Raw genomic sequence first — 20,527 nt, 5'->3', positions numbered from 1 at the left:
CCCAGGCAGAGCGAAAGTATTTTGTAGGGTGCGTCGCTGCCCAAACTTCGCTCTTTCTTTGGGGATTTTTGATGGCGACGCACCTGACTATTGTGTGGTGCGTCGCTGTAAGATTTTAGCTTTTATTTGTAAATTTTCGATGCCGACGCACCCTACGGCTAACTTCGGTAAAAGTGCAATCTGTTGATATCACAATTCCCCCAGCGACTTAATTTATTTGTGATTAGGAGTCGCCGATCTGGGTAAGGACACGGCAATGCCGTGTCCCTCCTCTTTGCCGCACAATCCTCAGCTAAAAATCAATACTCAAAGGCGCTCTCGGAAACGGAATCACATCCCGAATATTCCCCATTCCCGTCATAAACTGCACCAACCGTTCAAATCCCAAACCAAACCCAGCGTGAGGCACAGTACCGTAGCGGCGCAAATCCAAATACCACCACAATTCTTCCTTATTCATACCCTGGGCTTCCATGCGTCGCTCCAACACATCCAACCTTTCTTCCCGCTGCGAACCGCCGATAATTTCCCCAATATTAGGAGCCAAAACATCCATTGCTCGCACCGTTTTCTCGTCCTCATTTAAACGCATATAAAATGCTTTAATTCCGACGGGATAATCGCTGACAATAGTCGGCTTTTTAAACAAGTCCTCAGCCAAATAACGCTCGTGTTCCGACTGCAAATCCAAGCCCCAACTTACCGGAAAATCAAACTTTTTGTCGGCTTTTTCCAAAAGTGCGATCGCCTCAGTATAAGTAATCCGCTCGAACTGATTATTAATGATATTTTCAGCAGTAGCCAAAACCGTTTTGTCAATGCGCTCATTGAAAAACTCCATATCTTCCGGGCAATGCTCCAAAACGTATTTAAAAATGTACTTTAAAAACGCCTCAGCCAAATCCATATCTCCCTGCAAATCGCAGAAAGCCATCTCCGGTTCAATCATCCAAAACTCAGCCAAATGTCGCGAAGTATTAGAATTTTCCGCTCGAAAAGTAGGGCCAAAAGTGTAAACATTGCCAAAAGCCATCGCCATAACTTCCGCTTCCAACTGGCCGCTAACTGTTAAATAGGCGCGCTTTCCAAAAAAGTCTTTAGCATAATCAACCTCTTGCGAATCAGTGCGCGGCACATTCTTTAAATCAAAATTAGTAACGGCGAACATTTCCCCCGCACCTTCGCAGTCGCTAGCAGCAATAATCGGAGTATGAACCCACAAAAAACCACGTTCTTGAAAAAATTGGTGTACGGCCGCCGAACAAGCATTGCGGACTCGAAAGACAGCACCGTGAGTGTTTGTGCGCGGCCGCAAATGCGCGATTGTCCGCAAAAATTCAAAGGAATGGCGCTTTTTTTGCAGGGGATAAGTTTGCGGGTCTGCATCGCCGTAAACTTGTACTTGTGAAGCTTTCAACTCAATTCGCTGTCCCTTCGCCGGAGACGCTACCAGCACACCCGACACTTCTAGAGATGCACCTGTATTCAGTTGTTTCAGTACATTTTCAAAATCTGGCAAATCGGAATTTATGACTACTTGCAAGTTAGCCATCGCCGAACCATCGTTGACTTCGACAAAGGCAAATTCTTTCAATTCGCGCTTAGTGCGAACCCAGCCTTGAACAGTTACAGTTTCGTCGGGTTCACCAGCGCGCAAAATTGCTGCTATTCGTTGAGTTGTCATATCCACTCCTGTTTATTTAATATTTTGCACCATATTTCTCTCTTTTCTCTTCCTCTGCGCCCTCTGCGCCCTCTGCGGTAAAAAAAAATCAAAAATCATAACATAATTCAACCGACATAGGATTTCAAAATCCAACCGATCAAAATGCCAAGCCCCCCAAACCGAACTGCTTGCCAAAAAGGTTGTTTTATGCTTCCCCACGAAAACAGGCTGCTTTCTAAATTCAACTCGATAGTTTCCAATTCTTGCTCAATTTCCCGCAATTCTTTTTTGAGTTGCGGCAATGGATTTCGGCGCCCCGACTGGCGGATTTCTTCGCGGCGATGACCGAGTTCGACTTGGCGCTGTCGATCGACCTGAATTTGAGTGTACCGTTCTTTGACTGCTGCGAGCGATCGCTCAACTGCTGCGATCGCTTGAACAAACTCACTTTCTTGCTCTTCGGGATTTAACTCTGACGGCTGTTGAGGCATTTCGATCTGCAAACCTGACAATAATAATAAAAAAAACCGATTTCCAATTAAGTTGTTATTATATGCAGTATATTTTTAAAATTCTGAAACGGCAGCCAAATCCGTATAATTGCCAATTATGCTTGAAACTACACAAACAACCCAAACTGTCAACCTCAACGAGCTGAGTACGGTAGAACTAGCCCAAGCTCTCGCCGCGCGCCTCGCCATCCCCGAAAAAGATTGGCATCGCCTCAAAGCCAACCGTTCCGCGCGCGCCTGCGAGCAAGCTGCGGCTGCTTTGGTCTTTTTGCTCAAAAAACAGCCCGAAGAAGCTCTCCCGCGCTTAAACCAAGCAGCAGGATGGCTGGATCGATCGATATCTGCTCCTCCCTGTCCCACCCACGGCAAATGATTTTGAGTTTTGATTCTGGAGTTTTGGCTTGAGTAGTTGCTCAAAACTTAGACAATCGCGCTGCTCGATCGAGCAGCGCGATTGTGAGTTCAAAAGATTTATACTTTTTTAACTCAAAACTCACATTTTGCATTATGATCAGCTATCAATAGCCATAGCGTTCAAATTCTCACTGCCAACTTCAGTCCGGGAACGAAAAAATTTCCAGGTCTAGCTGAGGTGAAAACTGCTGCTTTCATAGCGGTGCTAGCGCAACCCCGGCAGCCGATAGCGACTGGGAAGTTCTTTGCACAGCCGTAACTCGGTACCTTGAGAATTCCACTCTACCCGATCGAATATTTGGTAAAGAATAAACAACCCCCTACCACATTCCTGTTCCACATGGGGTAGTGCAGAGTTATCTGCAACCTCCTCTGCGAGGAGATTGTCGCAATCATCGGTATAAAGGTTGCAACTGCAAGGGGCCTTAAAGCCAGAACCTTCATCCGATATCACCCACCAATATTGGTTTTGGACGATCGAAAAACGGACTCCAACAGTTTTACCGGGATCTAATTTGTTTCCATGCTTAGCAGCATTTACCAAAGCTTCTTGAAGCCCCAACCGCAATTGGGCTTGCCAGATTTCTGGCACCTCTGCTAGGAGCAGATCCAAAATAGGACAAAGGTATAGAGTAGAAGCGAAGCTAATAGTAATCCAATTGCGTCCGACGGGACGAGGTGAAATAGCAATCACTCAGAAAACTCCCTAACTTTCAGGTGGATAAAGTTCACACCCTGCATAGTTGGCTCCCTAGTATTCAAAATGCTAATTAATTGAGCGGCGCAGCTCTACTTATATCTTAGAGTATCCAAGCAATTAAGAACAGCAAACCACGTCACAAAATATTCAGCGATTCTGAGAAACTTCTGCAGAGAACCATCAGTAATTTTACTTATAAGTTCTCCCAGCAGCGAAATTTTGAGCTCAGCTTTTGCCAGCTAGCAACCAAACCACTAGCTGCATCCTCGAAGCCGTCAACACCTCTTGAACAAACGATCCCCACCTAGAAAAGCTCTCCAATAACTATAAAAAAGTCGATCCCTTAACCCTCGCCAATCAGGTTCGACCCTCGCAGCCCCTAGGCAAGCGCCATCGTCCAGAACTTGATTTTGCCACCAAACAGCAAAATCATCATACCTAGGTATGTTGCAGCCAAAACCCAATTTATTATCCAAAATGCGATCGGGTCAAATATCTCCCATTGCTGCGCCCCTCACAAAATCAATATTTGTTACAAAACTTATTAATTATGAGTGCGTGAGAGCCCGATATCTCAACTCGCCCAAATTGACCAATCCTTTGCTGGCGCAACTCCGGCTCCTTGGTAAAACTATATAAATCTGAATGTCGCGATACAATAGTTAAAGTAAATAATTATTTCTTTACATTATGCAAGCAACCCCAGCCATAAACACAGCCCCCATAGCTGGAACTTACTGGCAGTGGCGAGGGCATTCAGTATACTACGTTCGATCCAGCGATCGGCATCCAGAACGCCCTCCCCTGCTGTTAATTCACGGTTTTGGAGCATCCACAGACCACTGGCGCAAAAATATAAGCGGCCTGAGCAAAGACTTTGAAGTGTGGGCGATCGACCTTTTGGGATTCGGGCGATCGGCAAAACCCGAATTACAGTACAGCGGCGACCTCTGGCGCGACCAACTCCACGACTTTATCACCAACATCATCGGCCGGCCCGCCGTACTAGCAGGCAACTCCCTCGGAGGCTACGCCGCCTTGTGTGTAGCCGCCCAGCGCCCCGAATCAGCAGCCGGACTCATATTAATCAACAGCGCCGGCCCCTTCAGCGAACCGCAGCCCGCACCCGAAGCCCCGCCCTTGCAAAAAGCCATATCTGCAGTAGCTAAAACCTTATTTCAGCAAGATTGGGCAAGTTTTCTGCTGTTCCAGTACGTGCGCCAGCGATCGACAATTCGGAAAACCCTAGAAAAAGTTTATCTCGACCAAAGCGCCGTCACAGACCAATTAGTAGAAGAAATATACCTTCCCTCCTGCGATCCCGGTGCCCCCAAAGTATTCGCGTCCGTATTCCGAACACCCCAAGGCGAAAAAATTGACGTATTACTTAGTCAATTAACCTGCCCGTTGCTAATGCTTTGGGGAGAAGGCGATCCGTGGATGAATTCCACAGAAAGAAGCGCCAAATTTCGCAAACACTATCCGCAGTTGACAGAACACTTTATCAAAGCCGGTCACTGTCCCCACGACGAAGTACCAGAACAGATAAACGAACTGATTCGCGCATGGATAATTGACAAGGGCATGGGGCATGGGGCATAGGGCATGGGGCATGGGGCATAGGGCATAGGGCATGGGGCATGGGGCATAGGGCATGGGTTACTGGTTATTGGTTATTAGAACGAATAACTAACAAGAAACATAGGACAAATAACCAATGACTCATGACTAATGACTAATGACTAATGACTTCATTTAACTTTCAGGTTAAATTATACTTACATATTCTGAGGAGACGGAAACAATGACCCGCAAAAAGACTCGCCGCCATTTTATATTGAGCAGTATAGCTGTTGCCAGCGGCATTGCAGGTGCTAAGGCGATCGAACAGCAGGATCGGGAAATCATAGCCGCACCCAATAACCAGGCGGCCGCCACAGTAAAAATGCCAGAACGACTTTTAGGCAACACCGGCGTGAAAGTGCCGATTTTCGGTTTGGGGGGGGCCGGACAAACACCGCTGTCGCAGCCGGGAAGAGAAGCAGAAGCAGCGGCGCAAATTGAACGGGCGATCGAACTAGGCATTCGCTATTTTGACACGGCGGCCGACTACGGGCCCAGCGAAGAAAACTTAGGCAAAGTTTTGCCACCATATCGAGATCGCCTATTCCTAGCCTCAAAAACCGCCGCCAGAGACAGAGACGGTGCGTGGAGAGACTTAGAGCAATCGCTCAAAAGATTGAAAACCGATCGGCTAGACTTGTGGCAACTCCACCACGTCTCATTCCAAGCCGAATTAGACCAAATTTTCAGTACCAAAGGAGCAATAAAAGCGATCGAAGAAGCCAAACAGCAAAAAATAATTCGTTTTTCCGGCATCACCGGACACCACGAACCAGCCATCATTGCTGCAGGCTTGGAACGCTATCCTTTTGACACAACATTAATCTGCCTCAACGCCGCCGAAAAACATCACCCGCGCTCCTTTGTTACCAGCGCTTTACCAGTGGCCAAAGCCAAAAACATCGGCGTCATAGCCATGAAAATACCAGCTTACGGCAAATTATTTCAGAACGGTGTTTTAGATGGAATGCACCAAGCAATGGGCTACACGCTTTCACTTCCCGGCGTGCACTGCTGCGTCATCGCCGCCGAGTCAGTAAAGCAATTAGAAGAAAACTTAAAAGTCGCCCAAGCATTCAAACCCCTGAACCCAACAGAAATGGCAGCACTTGAAAAACGCACCGCCGCCGCTTGGCAAGAAAATACATTTTTCAGACAGTGGACTTAGATGTGATGTTGCGAAATGCGGCGCTCGTCGCCGCTCTACTTGCTGTTAATATTGAACAGGAATCACCAATCCAGGTATAATGGGTTGAGGAAGGAAAAATCTATAAAACTAACGGTTTCAAGTTCCTCTCTATCTGATAGTTTATCAACAGGACATTTTTTAATGAAATTAGAAATTAGAAACTTAGGTGTTGTTGAAAAAGCAGAAATTGATTTAAAGCCTTTAACGGTTTTTATTGGTCGTAATGGTGAAGGGAAAACATGGGCTGCATACACTTTATCAGCGATCCTCGGACAGCAGGGATACAAAAATTACTTGAAAGCTTATCTTGAGGGTAAAACCCAACAGACATATCCAATCATAGATAGCGCACTTCAGCAACTTTTTGATGAAGGTAATGCACAAATTGATATGATTCAATTTGCTAATGACTGTGCCGAAATTTATATTAATGATGTGGCTCGTTTGGCTCCAAACTGGATGCGCTCTTTTATGGCTACAGAACGAGCAGATTTTGAAAATTTGCAAGTAGATTTTAAGTTGGAAGAAACAAAATTAGACTTTCTGGAAAGGATAAAATCAGTTTCTGTCCAGAGAGAAATTTCTTTGGGCTTACTAAATTCTGTAAAAGAATCAGGCGAAACAATATTATACTTTTATTCAGGAGGAGGCAAAGATTTGAATAAGCTCCCCAGAAAAGCGATTAAGCAATTCATAATTCAGGAAATTTTTCTGATGCTCCACAGAGCATTTTATGCTTATATACATATATTCCCTACTGAAAGAACGACTTTTATAACTTTTCCATTTAGCTCTTTTAGAGTTAGAGAAATTAGAGGCGAAGAACCTTTAACAGAAACAAATAAATCCGAATTTGAACCAAGAAAAACGTCTTTGGTTGAACCAGTAAAGCGTTTCTTGGACATGATTATATTGAGTTCTATAAAAAAAGAAGACAGAGAAAAGGAAATAAAAGAAAATCCTTTGTTAAGGAAATATGTAAAATTAGCTGATTTTTTGGAAAAAGAGATTTTACAAGGAGAGGTCGGCTTTGAAACAACATCCGAATTGCGAAAAGAACTACTTTTTCAACCTAAAGAAAGTACCAAGTTGGAGATGCCTATTGTTTCTTCAATGGTAAAAGAACTAGCTCCATTAGTTCTCTGTTTGCGCTATTTAGTTGAACCAAATGAGTTACTGATAATTGATGAGCCAGAAATGAATTTACATCCAGCGGCTCAAGTAGAGATAGCTGAATTTTTGGCAATGTTAGTCAATGCTGGATTGCACGTCTTAATTACAACCCACAGTCCCTACATTGTCGATCATCTTGCTAATCTCATGCAAGCAGCTAAGCATGAAGATCCAGATAGCATTAAAGAAATGTTTTATTTAGAGCGAACAGATGCTTTTATTTCTCAAGAAAAAGTTTCAGTCTATTTGTTTGAGGATGGAACAGCCAAAAACATTATCAGTGAAGAAGGTACAATAAATTGGGAAACTTTTGGTCAAGTGTCGGATGATGTTTCTCGCATTTATGCTAATTTACTGAAAATTCAAGATTGAGAGACAGTTAATGCCTTTTGAAAATTTGCTTTTATCCTCCTGTTTACTTCCAGGTCAAACTTATTTTAAGGAACATAAAGCTTCAGTAAAAGTAGAACCCCTAGAAGGCGAAACAATACTTTTTTTTAACATAGATGACCAATCAAATCCTGGTTGTAAGCTGCGTCAATTTTTATGGGGCACAGAAAAAGGTCAAAAAATGTGCGACCTGATGGTGTTTTACGCTAAAGACAGCAAGCGTGTTATCTGTTTTGTAGAATTAAAAGATAATATCGGTGATTTAGGTCATGCCACAGAGCAAGTAATTAATACATACAATTCTTTCAAGGTACATCTGCAAAAAAGTTATACGGCGAAAGCATTTATTTCTGCGTGTGCCGGTTCTTCACCCTACGAACATGAGGAATATCAGAGAAAGTTATTAAAGGAGTTTGGGAAAAATAATTTTGATTTTAATAACAGAAGTAATGATGCTTTAGGTGATTTGTTGCGGGGAATCCCATCTAAAACAGGTGGAGGGAAGCGGAAAAATAAAAAGTAGAAAAAATCGGTCAATTAAGGCTATTCAATAAGATGTTTTTGAAGCGCCACACCTAGGTTATCTCTTTCCTTGCACATCTCGGGTGAAAACTCCCCAAATCAAAAAACAAGGCGAGCCAACCCGCTCGCCTTGTTTTTTATCATAATAAATGCACTTTGTCAACAGCAAAGAGCTACTTTTTTTTCCGTTTAGCCTTATCTAACCGCCTACGATCGCGCCACTCAACAGAAGTCAAATAAGCCACCCCGCCAGTCACTGTCACTAGCAGTACAAAGGCCACTAAAACGAGAAAATTAGCAATCGAAAATTCCACAACCCCTCTTCCTCTGATTTTACATTTTCTACTTTCGATTTTAGATGAAAAATGTTAACAATTAACAGTTGAATTTAGACGGCTAACTGTTAACTGTTAACACTCCCTTCAAACTGCTGGCAACTCTGACAAAATGGTAAACCTAACATGATTAATTGCCAGACTTCCCACGGAAACCTCCTCCTTATTTAAAGGAAGACCGCCGCTAGTGAGACTTTGAAACCGAATTCCCTTGCCAATTTCTACGTGATACCAAGCCAAACCCATAAAAAATCGCAACGGATAAGGGCCTCTGTCTTGAATATCATCAGGATTAGATTCCATCGGCACCCAGCCAAAACCCGGAATGTAAAATTCCAGCCAAACGTGATTGAAATCTGGTTCCAGCGACACACCTTTTCTGTCACCAAAAGCGGGGCACTTGTAGCGGCCGATCGTGCGGCAAGCAATCCCGTTTAACCTAGCCAAAGCTAACAAAAGTCCCACGTATTCGCCACAGGAACCGATACCACGCCGCAGCACAATATCGGGAGTGTCAATGTGAGGCCTAATTCCGTAAGAAAGTTGATCGTAAACAAAATTACGAATGCTCAGCAATTGCCTGAGAATGTTAGTTTCCGAGCCAATGGCAGCCACAGCAGCCGATCGCACAATTTCCGTATCCATCGCCAAATTGTCATTATCTACCAAATACTTAGCTGCAAACTCCGGCGACAGCTTCGGAATCTTTTCCACATCCCTCGGTGACAACTGATACTTAATCGATCGAACTTCTAACAAAGCCTTCCAGCCAAAAATTCGGCGTTCCCCAGGGTGCAGCCGATCGAACTTAAACACCGCCACCCGTTCCCCTTCCTGAATTTCCTCAGTAAAAGGCATTCCAATCGGCGTAATTTTCCTAACCTTTTGCCGGTGAGTTTGCGAAGGCAAAGCAATCCGCCACTCCAAATTTTCGATGTCTACCTCATCGAGAGGAGACAGTTCCTCCACATAAGACATTTCCATCAAAAAACCGTTTGACAAAGCGTAGCGATCGGCTTCATTGTAGTGAAAAGACAAAGGCTGAATAAAAGTGCGATCGCGCTTCGTCAACTGAAAAGGATCTTCCGAATTCGGGTCATCCCGGATGTAAAGTTCATCCCCGGCATAAGCCACGTACAGAACCTCCTCCCCCGTTTCGGAATCCTTGTGAAAAGCCAAACCCGAAGGCGACTCAAAGGGAGTCAAAACGCTAAATTTAATCTCCCCAGTTCCCCGTTCCAAACAGTAAACAGTTTGCTCAGTCTTGTCACAAACCCAAATTTCCTCATCCCGGACTGTGATATTTTCTACCCCAATACCGGGAGCATAAAACCGAGTAATTTCCCGACCAGTTTTCAGGTCAAAAACCAGAATATAGCCCAATCTCTGGCAAGTCACATAAAGCGTAGATTTCCACACAGCAATCCCGTCAGCAGGATAAGAAAGCGAAACAAAATGTTCCGGTTTGAGTTCAGCGATCGCCCCGTCCAGAATTGCGCCCCGACAGCAACAAATATCCTCATCCCGCGCAAACCAGAGAGTATCTTCCGAAATAGCCAGCCCCGTTGCGCCGGCAAACTTAGCCGTTTGATAAGGATTCAAAACCGTAGTGTTGTCACTTTCTCGATCGATCTCCAATAGCAGCCCTTCGGCGCGATCGACAGCGAACAACCTATTTCCTAAAAAAGCAATGCCGTGCAGTGCCAAGACTCCGATGGGTCTGACCATCCGCAGCCCCGAAGGCTGTTTGTCCGAGAGAACAGGTGAATCGAGATTCATGCTAAATTTCTTGCCGGTATTGTACACAAAAACTGATTTGTAACTTGTAGCCGATCGCTTGAGGTTCACCAGCAAAATTGCCGAGTTTCCTGATATCCAGGACTGACGCATCAACCAGGTGTTTTTACCAAAAGACGCGTTGTAGCCTCTTGCTAGAGTTAAAACACCCCGAATATTAGGGTTTAACAAGCTCAACCCAACCTGCTGCAGTGAATGGAAGTAAGTATAACTACTAAGCTACCACTGACAAACGCGACAGAGAATTCTATGTTGAGCAGAGCGACCCAAATAATCGTATCTGCCTGAAGATATAAATTAAGTACAACAGATTACTATATCGGTCAAAACCTTGGATAGAATAAAACCGTGCGATAAAGTTCCTAGGTTCATCAGAAGGCAGGTTCGTCATGGCTTTGAAGTCTGCTCTAAATATCGGTGCTCTTTCCTTAATTCTGTCTTTAAAGGCACTGGCCGCCGGTAGTTTTTTAATACCAGCAGAGGCTCTCAACAGCCCCGCAAACATTGTCCAGCGCGCATCACCACCGCAGCTATCCCTCAACTGGCAAACAGTTCAACCCGCCCAAGCAAGCGGAAGTAGACCCAACAGCGAGCAATTGGGATCCGCCTGGAATAGCTTTCAACCGCCACAGGACGGAGTACCCGGAAGGCGGGAAGGGGGAGGAACCCGCGGCTTAGAATGCCCCACGGCCACCACTGCCTTAACTGCCTTGATTCCCCAATCAACTATGGGGCAAACCATATCAGCAAAGCCAACATTTTTCTACTACCTTCCCGTAGCCCTAGACAAAACAGTTCAGTTTGAGTTAGCAGACGAAAGGGACAAAACACTATACAAAAAAAGTTTTCGCATGGTAACTAGCCGTGCAGGTGTAGTTAGCGTCAGCCTCGACTCCGACGACAACTCGCCAGCCTTGGAAGTTGGCAAAAACTATCAATGGTACTTTACTATCAAATGCAACCCCAAAAATACAACAGATGATGTTCTCGTTTCCGGGTGGATCAACCGCACCGCACTCCCCCCAACCGTGAAAACAGAGTTGGATCGATCGTCCGATCTCACCAAGCTCAGCATCTTCGCCCAACAAAATCTCTGGTACGAGTACCTGGCAACTCTAGCTCAATTGCGTATCCAGTCTCCCAGCGATGCCAGTTTAGCGAGCCAGTGGTCAGCAGTGCTCAACTCAGTCGAACTCGGCAAAATAGCCCAAGAACCCTTAGTCGCAAGTGAGTTAACACCTATCACAAGAAAATAATTCGACACCAGCTTCACGCAAAGAATGCAGCGGTAGGCCCGTACCCCAAACCCTGATACCCATAAGTCAGTCGATTTTAGATTTTAGATTTTAGATTTTAGATTTACTTGCTGCATTGAATCTGGGAGCAGGAACAGGAGTCTAAAATTTTAGGATCTACACTGATGAACATTCGGGGCACGGTATCCGTTTTTGGGCGAGTCATTGCCAATTCTAAAATCTAAAATCTAAAATCTAAAATCTAAAATCTAAAATAGTATGAGGGGTGCAGCAAGTACGAAAAACTCGGTTTCGATCGCGGTATTTGGCAGCGCCCCAAATGATTTTTGCCTGTTGCGGGTTGTTTGGTCGATCGTCCTAAATAAATTAAAATTTTTGTACGGATCGGCAGTTCGGACTTTTGGCATCTGGAAAGGCGGGCGGTGGAAATTTTGATGGTCAAATTTCGCCTAATACTAAATGATAAACTGGCATAGTCAAGCAGGCGACAAACTTATTTTAGAGAAATTATTAATTATGCGCCCGAATGCAAATATTGCACTATTTCGGTTGGGGATTTCACTTCTAACTGCGCTGCCGATGGCTTGCTTGTATGCCAATAAAGCTATATCCCAAACAAAGGATATTTCTCAGTTGCCCGTCGCCGCTGACAACTCAGCAGATACGGGCAATCAAGTATTAGCACTGCAAAAACTAGAAATCAAGCAGGATGAAACAGCAACAAACTTAAATCAGCTTCCCGATGCGATCGAGACCAACCCTGAACCAGAAACACCATCGAACCGGGCACAGAACAGCCAAGAAGCCTGTTCCACAAGCAGTTTGATTGATTGTGGTACGGGCATCTTGCCCGTAGCAAAAAATCTCGTTGACAACGATCGCCAATGTCAGAACCCGCTAGATTGTAATTTTTTAGCCCAGAACCCGCAGACGCCACCGGGAAACCTCCCGCCCGACTTAAACCGCGATCTAGTACCAAATCCGCTGTTACCGTCGCCGCCGACTCAGCCAGATCCCAATCGCGATCGATTTCTGCAACCGGCCCCGCAGCCTTCCCCAGAACCTCCCCAAGTACCACCCACCGTAGCGCCGCCGTCTCCGTCGCCAGTTCCCCCAACGCTGCCGAATACACCAATTGATGTGCAGAAAATTCAAGTAGTTGGCAGCACAATTTTAAGCCAAGACGAAATTAATGCCTTAGTCAACCCCTTAGAAGGCCGTTCTACCACCCTAGAACAGCTCAAACAAATCGCCGACAAAATTACCGAAATTTACCTCAATCGTGGCTACATCACTTCGAGAGCAGTCTTGCCGCCCCAAACTATCACCGCAGGGGTAGTCCAAATTCAAGTGATTGAAGGCAAGCTAGCCCGAATTGAGGTAGAAGGAACTAAAAGATTGAATCCAAGTTACATCCGCAGCCGGATTCGACTCGGTGCCGGAAGGCCTTTAAGCACAGCTTTATTAGAAGACCAACTCCGGCTGCTGCGAGTCGATCCTTTATTTGACAATGTAGAAGCCAGTCTGCGGGCCGGGGATAATGAAGCCGAGAGCATTCTGATCGTCCGAGTTTCGGAAGCTAATCCCTTTCAACCTACTTTCAGCATTGACAATTACTCGCCTCCCAGTGTCGGTTCCGAAAGATTGGGAGTTAGTTTGCGGCACCGCAATATAACAGGAAATGGCGACGAACTGGCAGCAGCTTATTATCGCTCGCTCGGCGATTCAGACGTGTTTGATTTTAGCTATCGCGTGCCGCTAAATGCGATGAACGGCACTTTGCAATTGAGGGCGGCACCGAATCGCAACAGTATCGTACAAGCACCTTTTAACCGTTTTGACATTTCGGGAAAATCGCATTTATTTGAAGTTAGTTACCGCCAGCCGCTGCGGAGAACGCCGATCGAAGAATTTGCCTTATCTGCTGGTTTTACTTATCAGACAGGCAGAACTTTTCTCGAAGGCGAACCGTTTCCTTTTGGCACCGGCCCGGACTCCAATGGTGTCAGCACTACGAGTGCAATTAAGCTGGGACAGGACTACATTCGGCGCGACCCGCAGGGTGCTTGGGCCGTGCGATCGCAATTTACGATCGGCACTAGCTTGTTTGATGCTACTCAAAACGAAGGTTCCGATCCCGACGGACAATTTTTGAGTTGGCTGGGTCAAGTGCAGCGAGTACAGCGATTGAATGACAAACATTTATTAATTTTGCAGGCAGACTTACAGTTGTCAGCTAATAGTTTGTTGCCTTCCCAGCAATTTGTAATTGGTGGTGGACAATCTTTGCGCGGCTACCGCCAAAACGTCCGTTCTGGCGATAACGGCTTCAGAGTTTCCATCGAAGATCGGATTACTTTACAACGCGATGCTTCGGGAAATCCCAAACTTCAATTGGCTCCTTTTTTGGATGCGGGTACCGTATGGAACGTTGCGAACAATCCTAATACATTAACCAATCAGACATTTTTAGCAGGTCTGGGTTTGGGGGTAATCTGGGAACCGATACAGCGGGTGAACCTGCGCGTAGATTACGCTTTTCCTTTGGTGAGGATTAGCGATAAAGGCGACAATCTGCAAGATAACGGCATTTACTTCAACATAATTTATACGCCCTAAAGGGACTTACTGCTATCTCGCACTATGGTCAGCAACAGGCAAGATGCCTGTTCCACAAAATATAAATTTTATTGTGGAACAGGCATCTTGCCTGTTCATAAAACCCACATTCCGCAGATGTGGGTCAAAAGATAATAACATCGACGAGCCAACGCCCCGCCGATCGATTCAAGTTACATCCCTTAACGTCTTTTCCTCACCGTTGACGCAGCCAATGACAGACAAAGATTATAAAAAATGATAGAGTTTCTCTTTAACATAAATATTTTTTTTTGACAACTAACGCCCAGCGAATCTTAATTTTAATCACCTCGGTAAAAAATGAGCCAACGCTAAGCAGATTTGCCTATCCAAAAAGAAACTATAGCTTTTGGCTTTTACGGATTCGCTAGAGAAAGGTTTAGTTGACCCCCCTCTCCCAATTCTTAACTCTCCCAAAAAACAATTATGCTGCCAGATAAATACCGAAAAGTGCATCGCTGTCTCCCTCTGGTGATAGGAGTTGTATTCGCTACCACCTACAGCATCCCCATCAGCGGCCAACCCAGAACTACCAGAGTGTCTGAGTCATCAACAACAGAAAACCTTAACCCATCAGGAATAAAACAACCAGTACAAGCATTTGCTGGACAACTCGCCGTGTTTTTAGGACATGAGGCGGATGTCACCAGTGCTGTCTTTAGCCCCGATGGCAGTAAAATTTTGACGGCGAGTGAGGATGAAACTGCCCGTCTATGGGATCTTAATGGCAATCATTTAACGGTATTTCGAGGTCATGACAAAGAAGTCAGACGTGCTATCTTTAGCCCCGATAGCCAGCACATTCTGACCATTACTGAGTATGAAGCCATCCGCCTGTGGGATCTCAAAGGCAATCTCCTCAAAGAGTTCCGAGGGGTTGAGAATGGCGATAAAGTCATAAATGCCGTATTTAGTCCAGATAGCCGGCAAATTCTCACCATTAGTCGGTTTTCCGAGCGAGCCGGTTTTAGGGATAAATTTCATTTGTGGGATATCAACGGCAATCTCCTCGCTGAGTTCCAAGGTCATCAAAAGATAACAAGTGGCGGATTAGTCTCCTCAAAAGCTGTATTTAGCCCGGATGGTCGCCAAATCCTTTCTGTCGATTCCCATGGAATTGTTTACTTATGGGATAGCAAAGGTAATCTTCTCAAAGAGTTTCAGGAACATGAAGATAGTGTCATTAATGCAAAATTTAGTCCCGATGGTAGCCAAATCCTCACGGCTAGTGCAGATAAAACTGCCCGTCTGTGGGATACCCAAGGTAATGGGTTAGCCGTGTTTCAGGGGCATAAAGAGTCGGTTTACAGTGCAGAATTTAGTCCCGATGGTCGGCAAATCCTCACCGCTAGTAGCTATACAGCCAGGGTTTGGGATACTAAAGCCAATCTTTTAGCAGAATTCCAGGGACATAAAGTTTATCGCTGGGGTGTACAAGGATTTAGCCCCGATGGCCGGCATATTCTAACCAGTAGTCGAGATGGAACTGCTCAAATTTGGGATACCAAAGGCAATCTCAAAGCAAAGTTGCGGGGACATGAGAGTGCAGTGAGTGCAGTATTTAGTCCAGACGGTAAGCAAATCCTCACCTTTGGTTGGGATCAAGTGCCTCGTTTGTGGGATGTGTCAGCCTCAATTGCTGCTGAATCTGAGCAAATAGTGGCTAGGGAAACCCTTCTAGAAAGTGTGTCTGAAAATAATGCTCAACTGGCAATATTTCGGGGACATGAAAGTTTGGTTAGCAGTGCTGTCTTTAGTCCCGATGGCCGGCAAATTCTCACCGCCAGTCGAGATGAAACGGCACGATTATGGGATCTTAAAGGCAATCTCCTGGCAGAGTTTAAAGGACATGAAGAAGGCGTCTATCGAGCAAGATTTAGCCCCGATGGGAGTCAAATCCTCACCACCAATGGTGAGAACATCCGTTTGTGGGATAACAAAGGCAATCTTCTCTCTGTATTGCAAGGGGGCAGTCACATCAATGCAGTATTTAGCCCGGATGGTAGCAAAATCCTCCCCACCGATTGTCAGTGCTATCCGGTTAGCTTGTGGGATAGCCAAGGTAATCTCCTCACTGAGTTGCGGGTACCCAGGAAAGTTGAGGACATAGAAGAACGGCAGTGGATGGTTAACAGTGCAACATTTAGTCCCGATAGTAGCCAAATTCTCACCGCCAGTGAGGATAAAATTGCCCGATTGTGGGATACCAAAGGTAATCTCTTAGCCGAATTCCCACTCGGACATGAGAAGGCCGTCAAAAGTGTCGTTTTTAGCCCCGATGGTCGTCAATTTTTGACAGCAAGTGATGATGAAACTGCCCGTTTGTGGGATCTTAAAGGTAATCTCCTTGCCGAGTTCCGAGGGCATAAGGAAAGACTCGAAAGTGCTGTATTTAGTCCTGATGGAAGTCAAATTCTGACTGAGAGTTTACATGATACTGCTCGTCTGTGGGATCTCAAAGGCAATCTCTTAGCAGAGTTTCGGGCAGATGAAACACATCTTGGAAGTGCAATTTTTAGCCCCGATGGCCGGCAAATTCTCACGACTAGCAGTGAGACTTTCGGCCCTGGAATCGCCCGGTTGTGGGATACCAAAGGTAATCTCTTAGCTGTGTTTCGGGGACATGAAGGTGCCATTCACAGTGCAGTCTTTAGCTCAGATGGTCGGCAAATTCTCACTGCTGGTAATGAAGGCACTGCCCGGTTGTGGGATGTGTCAGTGGCAATTACTGCCCAAGCCGAGCAAATGGCTGCCCTACAAATTTTTCAGGAAAGCTTGTCCAAAAATAACGCTCAACTGGCAGAGTTACAGGAGAACAACGAAGTCCAGCGTGCCGTATTTAGCCCTGATGGTCGCCATATTCTTACCACGACCGAGAAAATGGTTCACCTGTGGGATACCAAAGGCAATCTTCTAACCGAGTTTCAAGTCCCTCAAGAAAGACTCTCCAGACCTGTATTTAGCCCCGATAGCGGACATATCCTTGCAGTGGGTGATGAAACTGCCTACTTGTGGGATATCAAAGGTAATATCCTGGCAAAATTCCAAGGACACAAGGGTTCTGTTACAAGGGCAGTATTTAGCCCAGATGGGAATCAAATTCTCACTGCTAGTATAGATAGTACCGCCCGTCTGTGGGATACCAAAGGAAATCTCCTGACTGAGTTTCGGGGGCATGAGTATCAAGTCAACACCCTAGTCTTTAGTCCAGATGGAACTCAAATCCTGACCAGCAGTTCGGATAAAACCGCCCGTCTGTGGGATACCCAAGGTAATCTCCTAGCAGAGTTTCGGGGGCATGAGTGGGTTGATAATGCCATCTTTACCCCCGATGGCCGGCAAATCCTTACCCTCGGCAATGATTCCCACGGGTATGCCCGTCTGTGGGATACCCAAGGCAATCTCCTAGCAGAGTTTCGGGGACAGAAGGATGTAGAGAAAGGCTCTAGTTCTAGCAGCAGCGTTGTATTTAGCCCGGATGGTCGCCAAATTTTAATCACCAGTGGGGATAGACTGTCCCGGCTATGGGATATCAAAGGCAATCTGTTAGCCATATTCCGAGATCATGACAGTTCTGTCAACACCGCCGTATTTAGTCCTGATGGTCGCCAAATTCTCACCGCTAGTGAGGATAAAACCGCCCGCCTGTGGGATAACCAAGGCAATTTGTTAGCAATCTTCCGGGGACATGAGGATAGTGTCGAAAGTGCCGTATTTAGCCCAGATGGTCGCCAAATTCTGACGGCGAGTCGGGATAGAACCGCCCGTGTCTGGGATATTGCCACAGGAATCAAAGTTTCTGCGGCTGAAGTCGCATTTTTCAGAGGAAATCAACTGTCTAGCCAAGAAACCGCCGAATCAAGAAAACTCGCCCTTCAAAAATTAGAAGAAGCCCTCGAACTCTATCGTGCAGAGCGAAACTACGCCCAAGCTGCACAGACTCTCTTATCCATTGGTAAGATTTACGTCAATTTCGGACAATTTCAATCTGCCTTAGACTCGTACAATCAAGCGTTGCCATTATCAAAACAAGCAGGTGCTAAAACAGAACAAGCAGCCCTACTCAACAGTCTCGGTCAACTTTACACTGATTTAGCTGACCCGAAAACAGCCCTGGATTACTATAACCAAGCGTTGCCCTTATTTTATCAATTAAATGACCAAGCGACAGTCGCCAACACCCTCAACAACATTGGTAATATTCACGCTGCTACAGGAAACTGGAAAAATGCCCTAGACTCCTACAACAAAGCCCTAGTCATCTCTCGACCCGCAGGTAATTTAGCAGTAGAAGCTACTGCCTTAACTGGCATTGGTAGCACCTACATCGCTTCAAAAGAATGGTCAACTGCCCTGAATGCGTACAACCAAGCCCTGAGCATCTCCCGACACCTAAACGACAAAGTAAAAGAAACCACAGTCCTCAATCAAATGGGGAAAATACAAGCTGCTTTAGGGCAAAGTTCTACCGCCATTGAAAACTATAACCAAGCTTTATCTCTATCCCAACAACTCGGTTACAAAACAGAAGAAGCGCACATCATCTACAATCAAGCCATCTTAAACCGCCAACAAAATAACCTCACAGTTGCCCAAACCGAAATCGAAACCGCAATTAATATTATTGAAAACCTCCGCACTCAAATCGGTAGCCAAGAACTGCGGCAGTCTTACTTTGCCCGCAACCAAGATTATTACCAGTTTTACATCGATTTTTTGATGCAACTGCACCTGAAAAATCCCGATAAAGGTTATGACGCACAAGCCTTTCATGCTAGCGAACGTGCCCGTGCCCGCAGTCTGCTTGAACTCCTCAGCGAAGCCAGCGCAAATATTCGCCAAGGAGTTGACCCGCAACTGCTAGCACAAGAACAAAATTTGCAACAACAACTCAGTGATTTTCAGACTCGCAAATACCAAATTGTCATCGCTCAATCTACGCAAGAAGCTCGGGAGGAAATTCAACAAAAAATCGACACAGTTCTCAATGAACTCGCTCAAATAGAAGCTAAAATTCGCGCCAACAGTCCTCGTTACGCTGCTCTCAAATATCCCGAACCTCTCAACTTGCAACAAATTCAACAACAGGTAATCGATGACAAAACGCTACTTTTAGAATATTCTTTGGGTGAGGAGCGCAGTTATTTGTGGGCGGTGACGAAAACTTCTTTCACCAGTTACGAACTTCCTTCTCGCACCGAGATTGAAGCCACGGCTAAGAATTTCCGCGATACTTTAACCAAAGAGACCACGAGAACCTCTCTTCAAATGGTTGCCGAATCTGCTGCACTCCTGAGCCAAATGATCCTCGCTCCCGTTGCTTCTGAGTTGGGCAACAAGCGCTTGCTAATTGTTGCGGATGGAGCATTGCAATACATTCCTTTTGGCGCACTTACTCTGGAAAAATCAGAAGCGCCGCTAATAGTTAAGCATGAAGTTGTTAATCTGCCTTCTGCCTCAACTTTGGCTATCCTGCGGCGGGATATGGCGACTCGTCAACCGGCTCCAAAGGCGATCGCCTTGTTTGCAGATCCAGTTTTTAGCACTGATGATGAACGGCTCAAAGGCACGAGTACATCGCCTGTAACCAAGAATCAAACTGTTGAAACTCTGCCAGTGGAAGCGCAACAATTACAGAGATCAGCCTCTGAGGCTAACATTTATTGGACTCGCCTACCTTTCTCGCGAACTGAAGCTGAGCAAATCTTGGCTTTGGTACCGGATGATTTGGAAAAACAAGCGTTTGACTTTATGGCTAATCGTACCACGGCAACCGATCCCGATTTATCTCAATATCGCATTGTTCATTTCGCTACGCACGGATTTGCTAATAGCAAACATCCAGAATTATCGGGATTGGTGCTTTCTTTGGTTGATGAGAAAGGTACGTTACAAAATGGCTACTTGCGACTGAATGATATTTTTAATCTCAATTTACCGGCCGAATTGGTGGTGCTGAGTGCGTGTCAGACGGGTTTGGGAAAAGACGTTAAAGGAGAAGGGTTGGTGGGTTTGACGAGAGGGTTTATGTATGCGGGGGCGCCGCGTGTGGTGGTTTCTCTGTGGAGTGTTGAGGATCAAGTAACTTCTGAGTTGATGACACGATTTTACAAAAAAATGCTCCAAGATAAATTAGCGCCTGCTGCGGCACTGCGATCGGCGCAAATCGAAGTGCTACAGCTTCCAGAATGGCAATCTCCTTATTATTGGGCTGCTTTTGGGCTGCAAGGAGAATGGAATTGAGTGCGCTTCTGGCGGGAGAGGGGGAGAAAGTGGGGGAGTGCGATATGAAGAAAATATTTCCTTCTTG

Annotated in this window: 14 protein-coding genes; 9 read left to right on the top strand and 5 right to left on the bottom strand. The window is 45.6% G+C overall.

What is annotated here, in order from left to right; genetic code table 11:
* Window positions 1-292: 292 nt before the first annotated feature.
* Together asnS and QT987_RS02005 are read right to left on the bottom strand one after the other, a co-directional pair.
* A complete protein-coding gene (gene asnS / locus QT987_RS02010) occupies window positions 293-1,684 on the bottom strand; it encodes an asparagine--tRNA ligase (protein ID WP_015175718.1) in 1,392 nt (463 codons plus the stop codon).
* A 107-nt stretch (window positions 1,685-1,791) separates the two neighbouring features.
* On the bottom strand, window positions 1,792-2,157 hold the full coding sequence (locus QT987_RS02005; protein ID WP_333236813.1) for a DUF2203 domain-containing protein: 366 nt from the start codon (window positions 2,155-2,157) through the stop codon (window positions 1,792-1,794).
* Between the two features lie 118 nt (window positions 2,158-2,275).
* Between QT987_RS02005 and QT987_RS02000 the strand changes: the two genes are divergently transcribed.
* Complete coding sequence (locus QT987_RS02000; RefSeq protein ID WP_333056391.1) at window positions 2,276-2,551, top strand: DUF6439 family protein; 276 nt, start codon at window positions 2,276-2,278, stop codon at window positions 2,549-2,551.
* Window positions 2,552-2,797: 246 nt separating this feature from the next.
* Here QT987_RS02000 and QT987_RS01995 read toward each other — a convergent pair whose 3' ends face one another.
* Window positions 2,798-3,286: an anti-sigma regulatory factor gene (locus tag QT987_RS01995; protein ID WP_333056392.1), complete on the bottom strand. Its 489-nt coding sequence runs from the start codon at window positions 3,284-3,286 to the stop codon at window positions 2,798-2,800.
* A 696-nt stretch (window positions 3,287-3,982) separates the two neighbouring features.
* Between QT987_RS01995 and QT987_RS01990 the strand changes: the two genes are divergently transcribed.
* The 4 genes from QT987_RS01990 to QT987_RS01975 all read left to right on the top strand — a co-directional run bounded on the left by QT987_RS01990 (window position 3,983) and on the right by QT987_RS01975 (window position 8,190).
* Window positions 3,983-4,894: an alpha/beta fold hydrolase gene (locus QT987_RS01990; protein WP_333236810.1), complete on the top strand. Its 912-nt coding sequence runs from the start codon at window positions 3,983-3,985 to the stop codon at window positions 4,892-4,894.
* A gap of 202 nt (window positions 4,895-5,096) precedes the next feature.
* Entirely contained in the window at window positions 5,097-6,083 is a 987-nt protein-coding gene (locus QT987_RS01985) for an aldo/keto reductase (protein WP_333236808.1), read from the top strand.
* Between the two features lie 162 nt (window positions 6,084-6,245).
* Window positions 6,246-7,649 carry an AAA family ATPase gene (locus tag QT987_RS01980; protein WP_333236806.1) on the top strand — a complete coding sequence of 468 codons (1,404 nt, stop codon included), beginning with the start codon at window positions 6,246-6,248 and terminating at the stop codon, window positions 7,647-7,649.
* Between the two features lie 10 nt (window positions 7,650-7,659).
* Complete coding sequence (locus QT987_RS01975; protein WP_333236804.1) at window positions 7,660-8,190, top strand: hypothetical protein; 531 nt, start codon at window positions 7,660-7,662, stop codon at window positions 8,188-8,190.
* A gap of 172 nt (window positions 8,191-8,362) precedes the next feature.
* On the opposite strand, the gene QT987_RS01970 is transcribed toward QT987_RS01975, so the two are convergent.
* Both QT987_RS01970 and QT987_RS01965 read right to left on the bottom strand, forming a co-directional pair.
* Window positions 8,363-8,503 carry a hypothetical protein gene (locus QT987_RS01970; protein WP_190736053.1) on the bottom strand — a complete coding sequence of 47 codons (141 nt, stop codon included), beginning with the start codon at window positions 8,501-8,503 and terminating at the stop codon, window positions 8,363-8,365.
* A 108-nt stretch (window positions 8,504-8,611) separates the two neighbouring features.
* A complete protein-coding gene (locus QT987_RS01965) occupies window positions 8,612-10,303 on the bottom strand; it encodes a transglutaminase domain-containing protein (RefSeq protein WP_333056422.1) in 1,692 nt (563 codons plus the stop codon).
* Window positions 10,304-10,710: 407 nt separating this feature from the next.
* Between QT987_RS01965 and QT987_RS01960 the strand changes: the two genes are divergently transcribed.
* The 4 genes from QT987_RS01960 to QT987_RS01945 all read left to right on the top strand — a co-directional run bounded on the left by QT987_RS01960 (window position 10,711) and on the right by QT987_RS01945 (window position 20,460).
* Window positions 10,711-11,577, top strand: a complete 867-nt coding sequence (locus QT987_RS01960) for a DUF928 domain-containing protein (protein ID WP_333236802.1) — start codon at window positions 10,711-10,713, stop codon at window positions 11,575-11,577.
* Between the two features lie 258 nt (window positions 11,578-11,835).
* On the top strand, window positions 11,836-12,012 hold the full coding sequence (locus tag QT987_RS01955; protein ID WP_333236800.1) for a hypothetical protein: 177 nt from the start codon (window positions 11,836-11,838) through the stop codon (window positions 12,010-12,012).
* A gap of 24 nt (window positions 12,013-12,036) precedes the next feature.
* Window positions 12,037-14,196 carry a ShlB/FhaC/HecB family hemolysin secretion/activation protein gene (locus QT987_RS01950; RefSeq protein ID WP_333236798.1) on the top strand — a complete coding sequence of 720 codons (2,160 nt, stop codon included), beginning with the start codon at window positions 12,037-12,039 and terminating at the stop codon, window positions 14,194-14,196.
* A gap of 447 nt (window positions 14,197-14,643) precedes the next feature.
* Complete coding sequence (locus QT987_RS01945; protein ID WP_333236796.1) at window positions 14,644-20,460, top strand: CHAT domain-containing protein; 5,817 nt, start codon at window positions 14,644-14,646, stop codon at window positions 20,458-20,460.
* Window positions 20,461-20,527 lie beyond the last annotated feature (67 nt).

It is taken from the genome of Microcoleus sp. SVA1B4 (assembly GCF_036700545.1).
Lineage (GTDB): Bacteria > Cyanobacteriota > Cyanobacteriia > Cyanobacteriales > Microcoleaceae > Microcoleus.
This window is presented reverse-complemented; position numbering and strand designations above follow the sequence as displayed.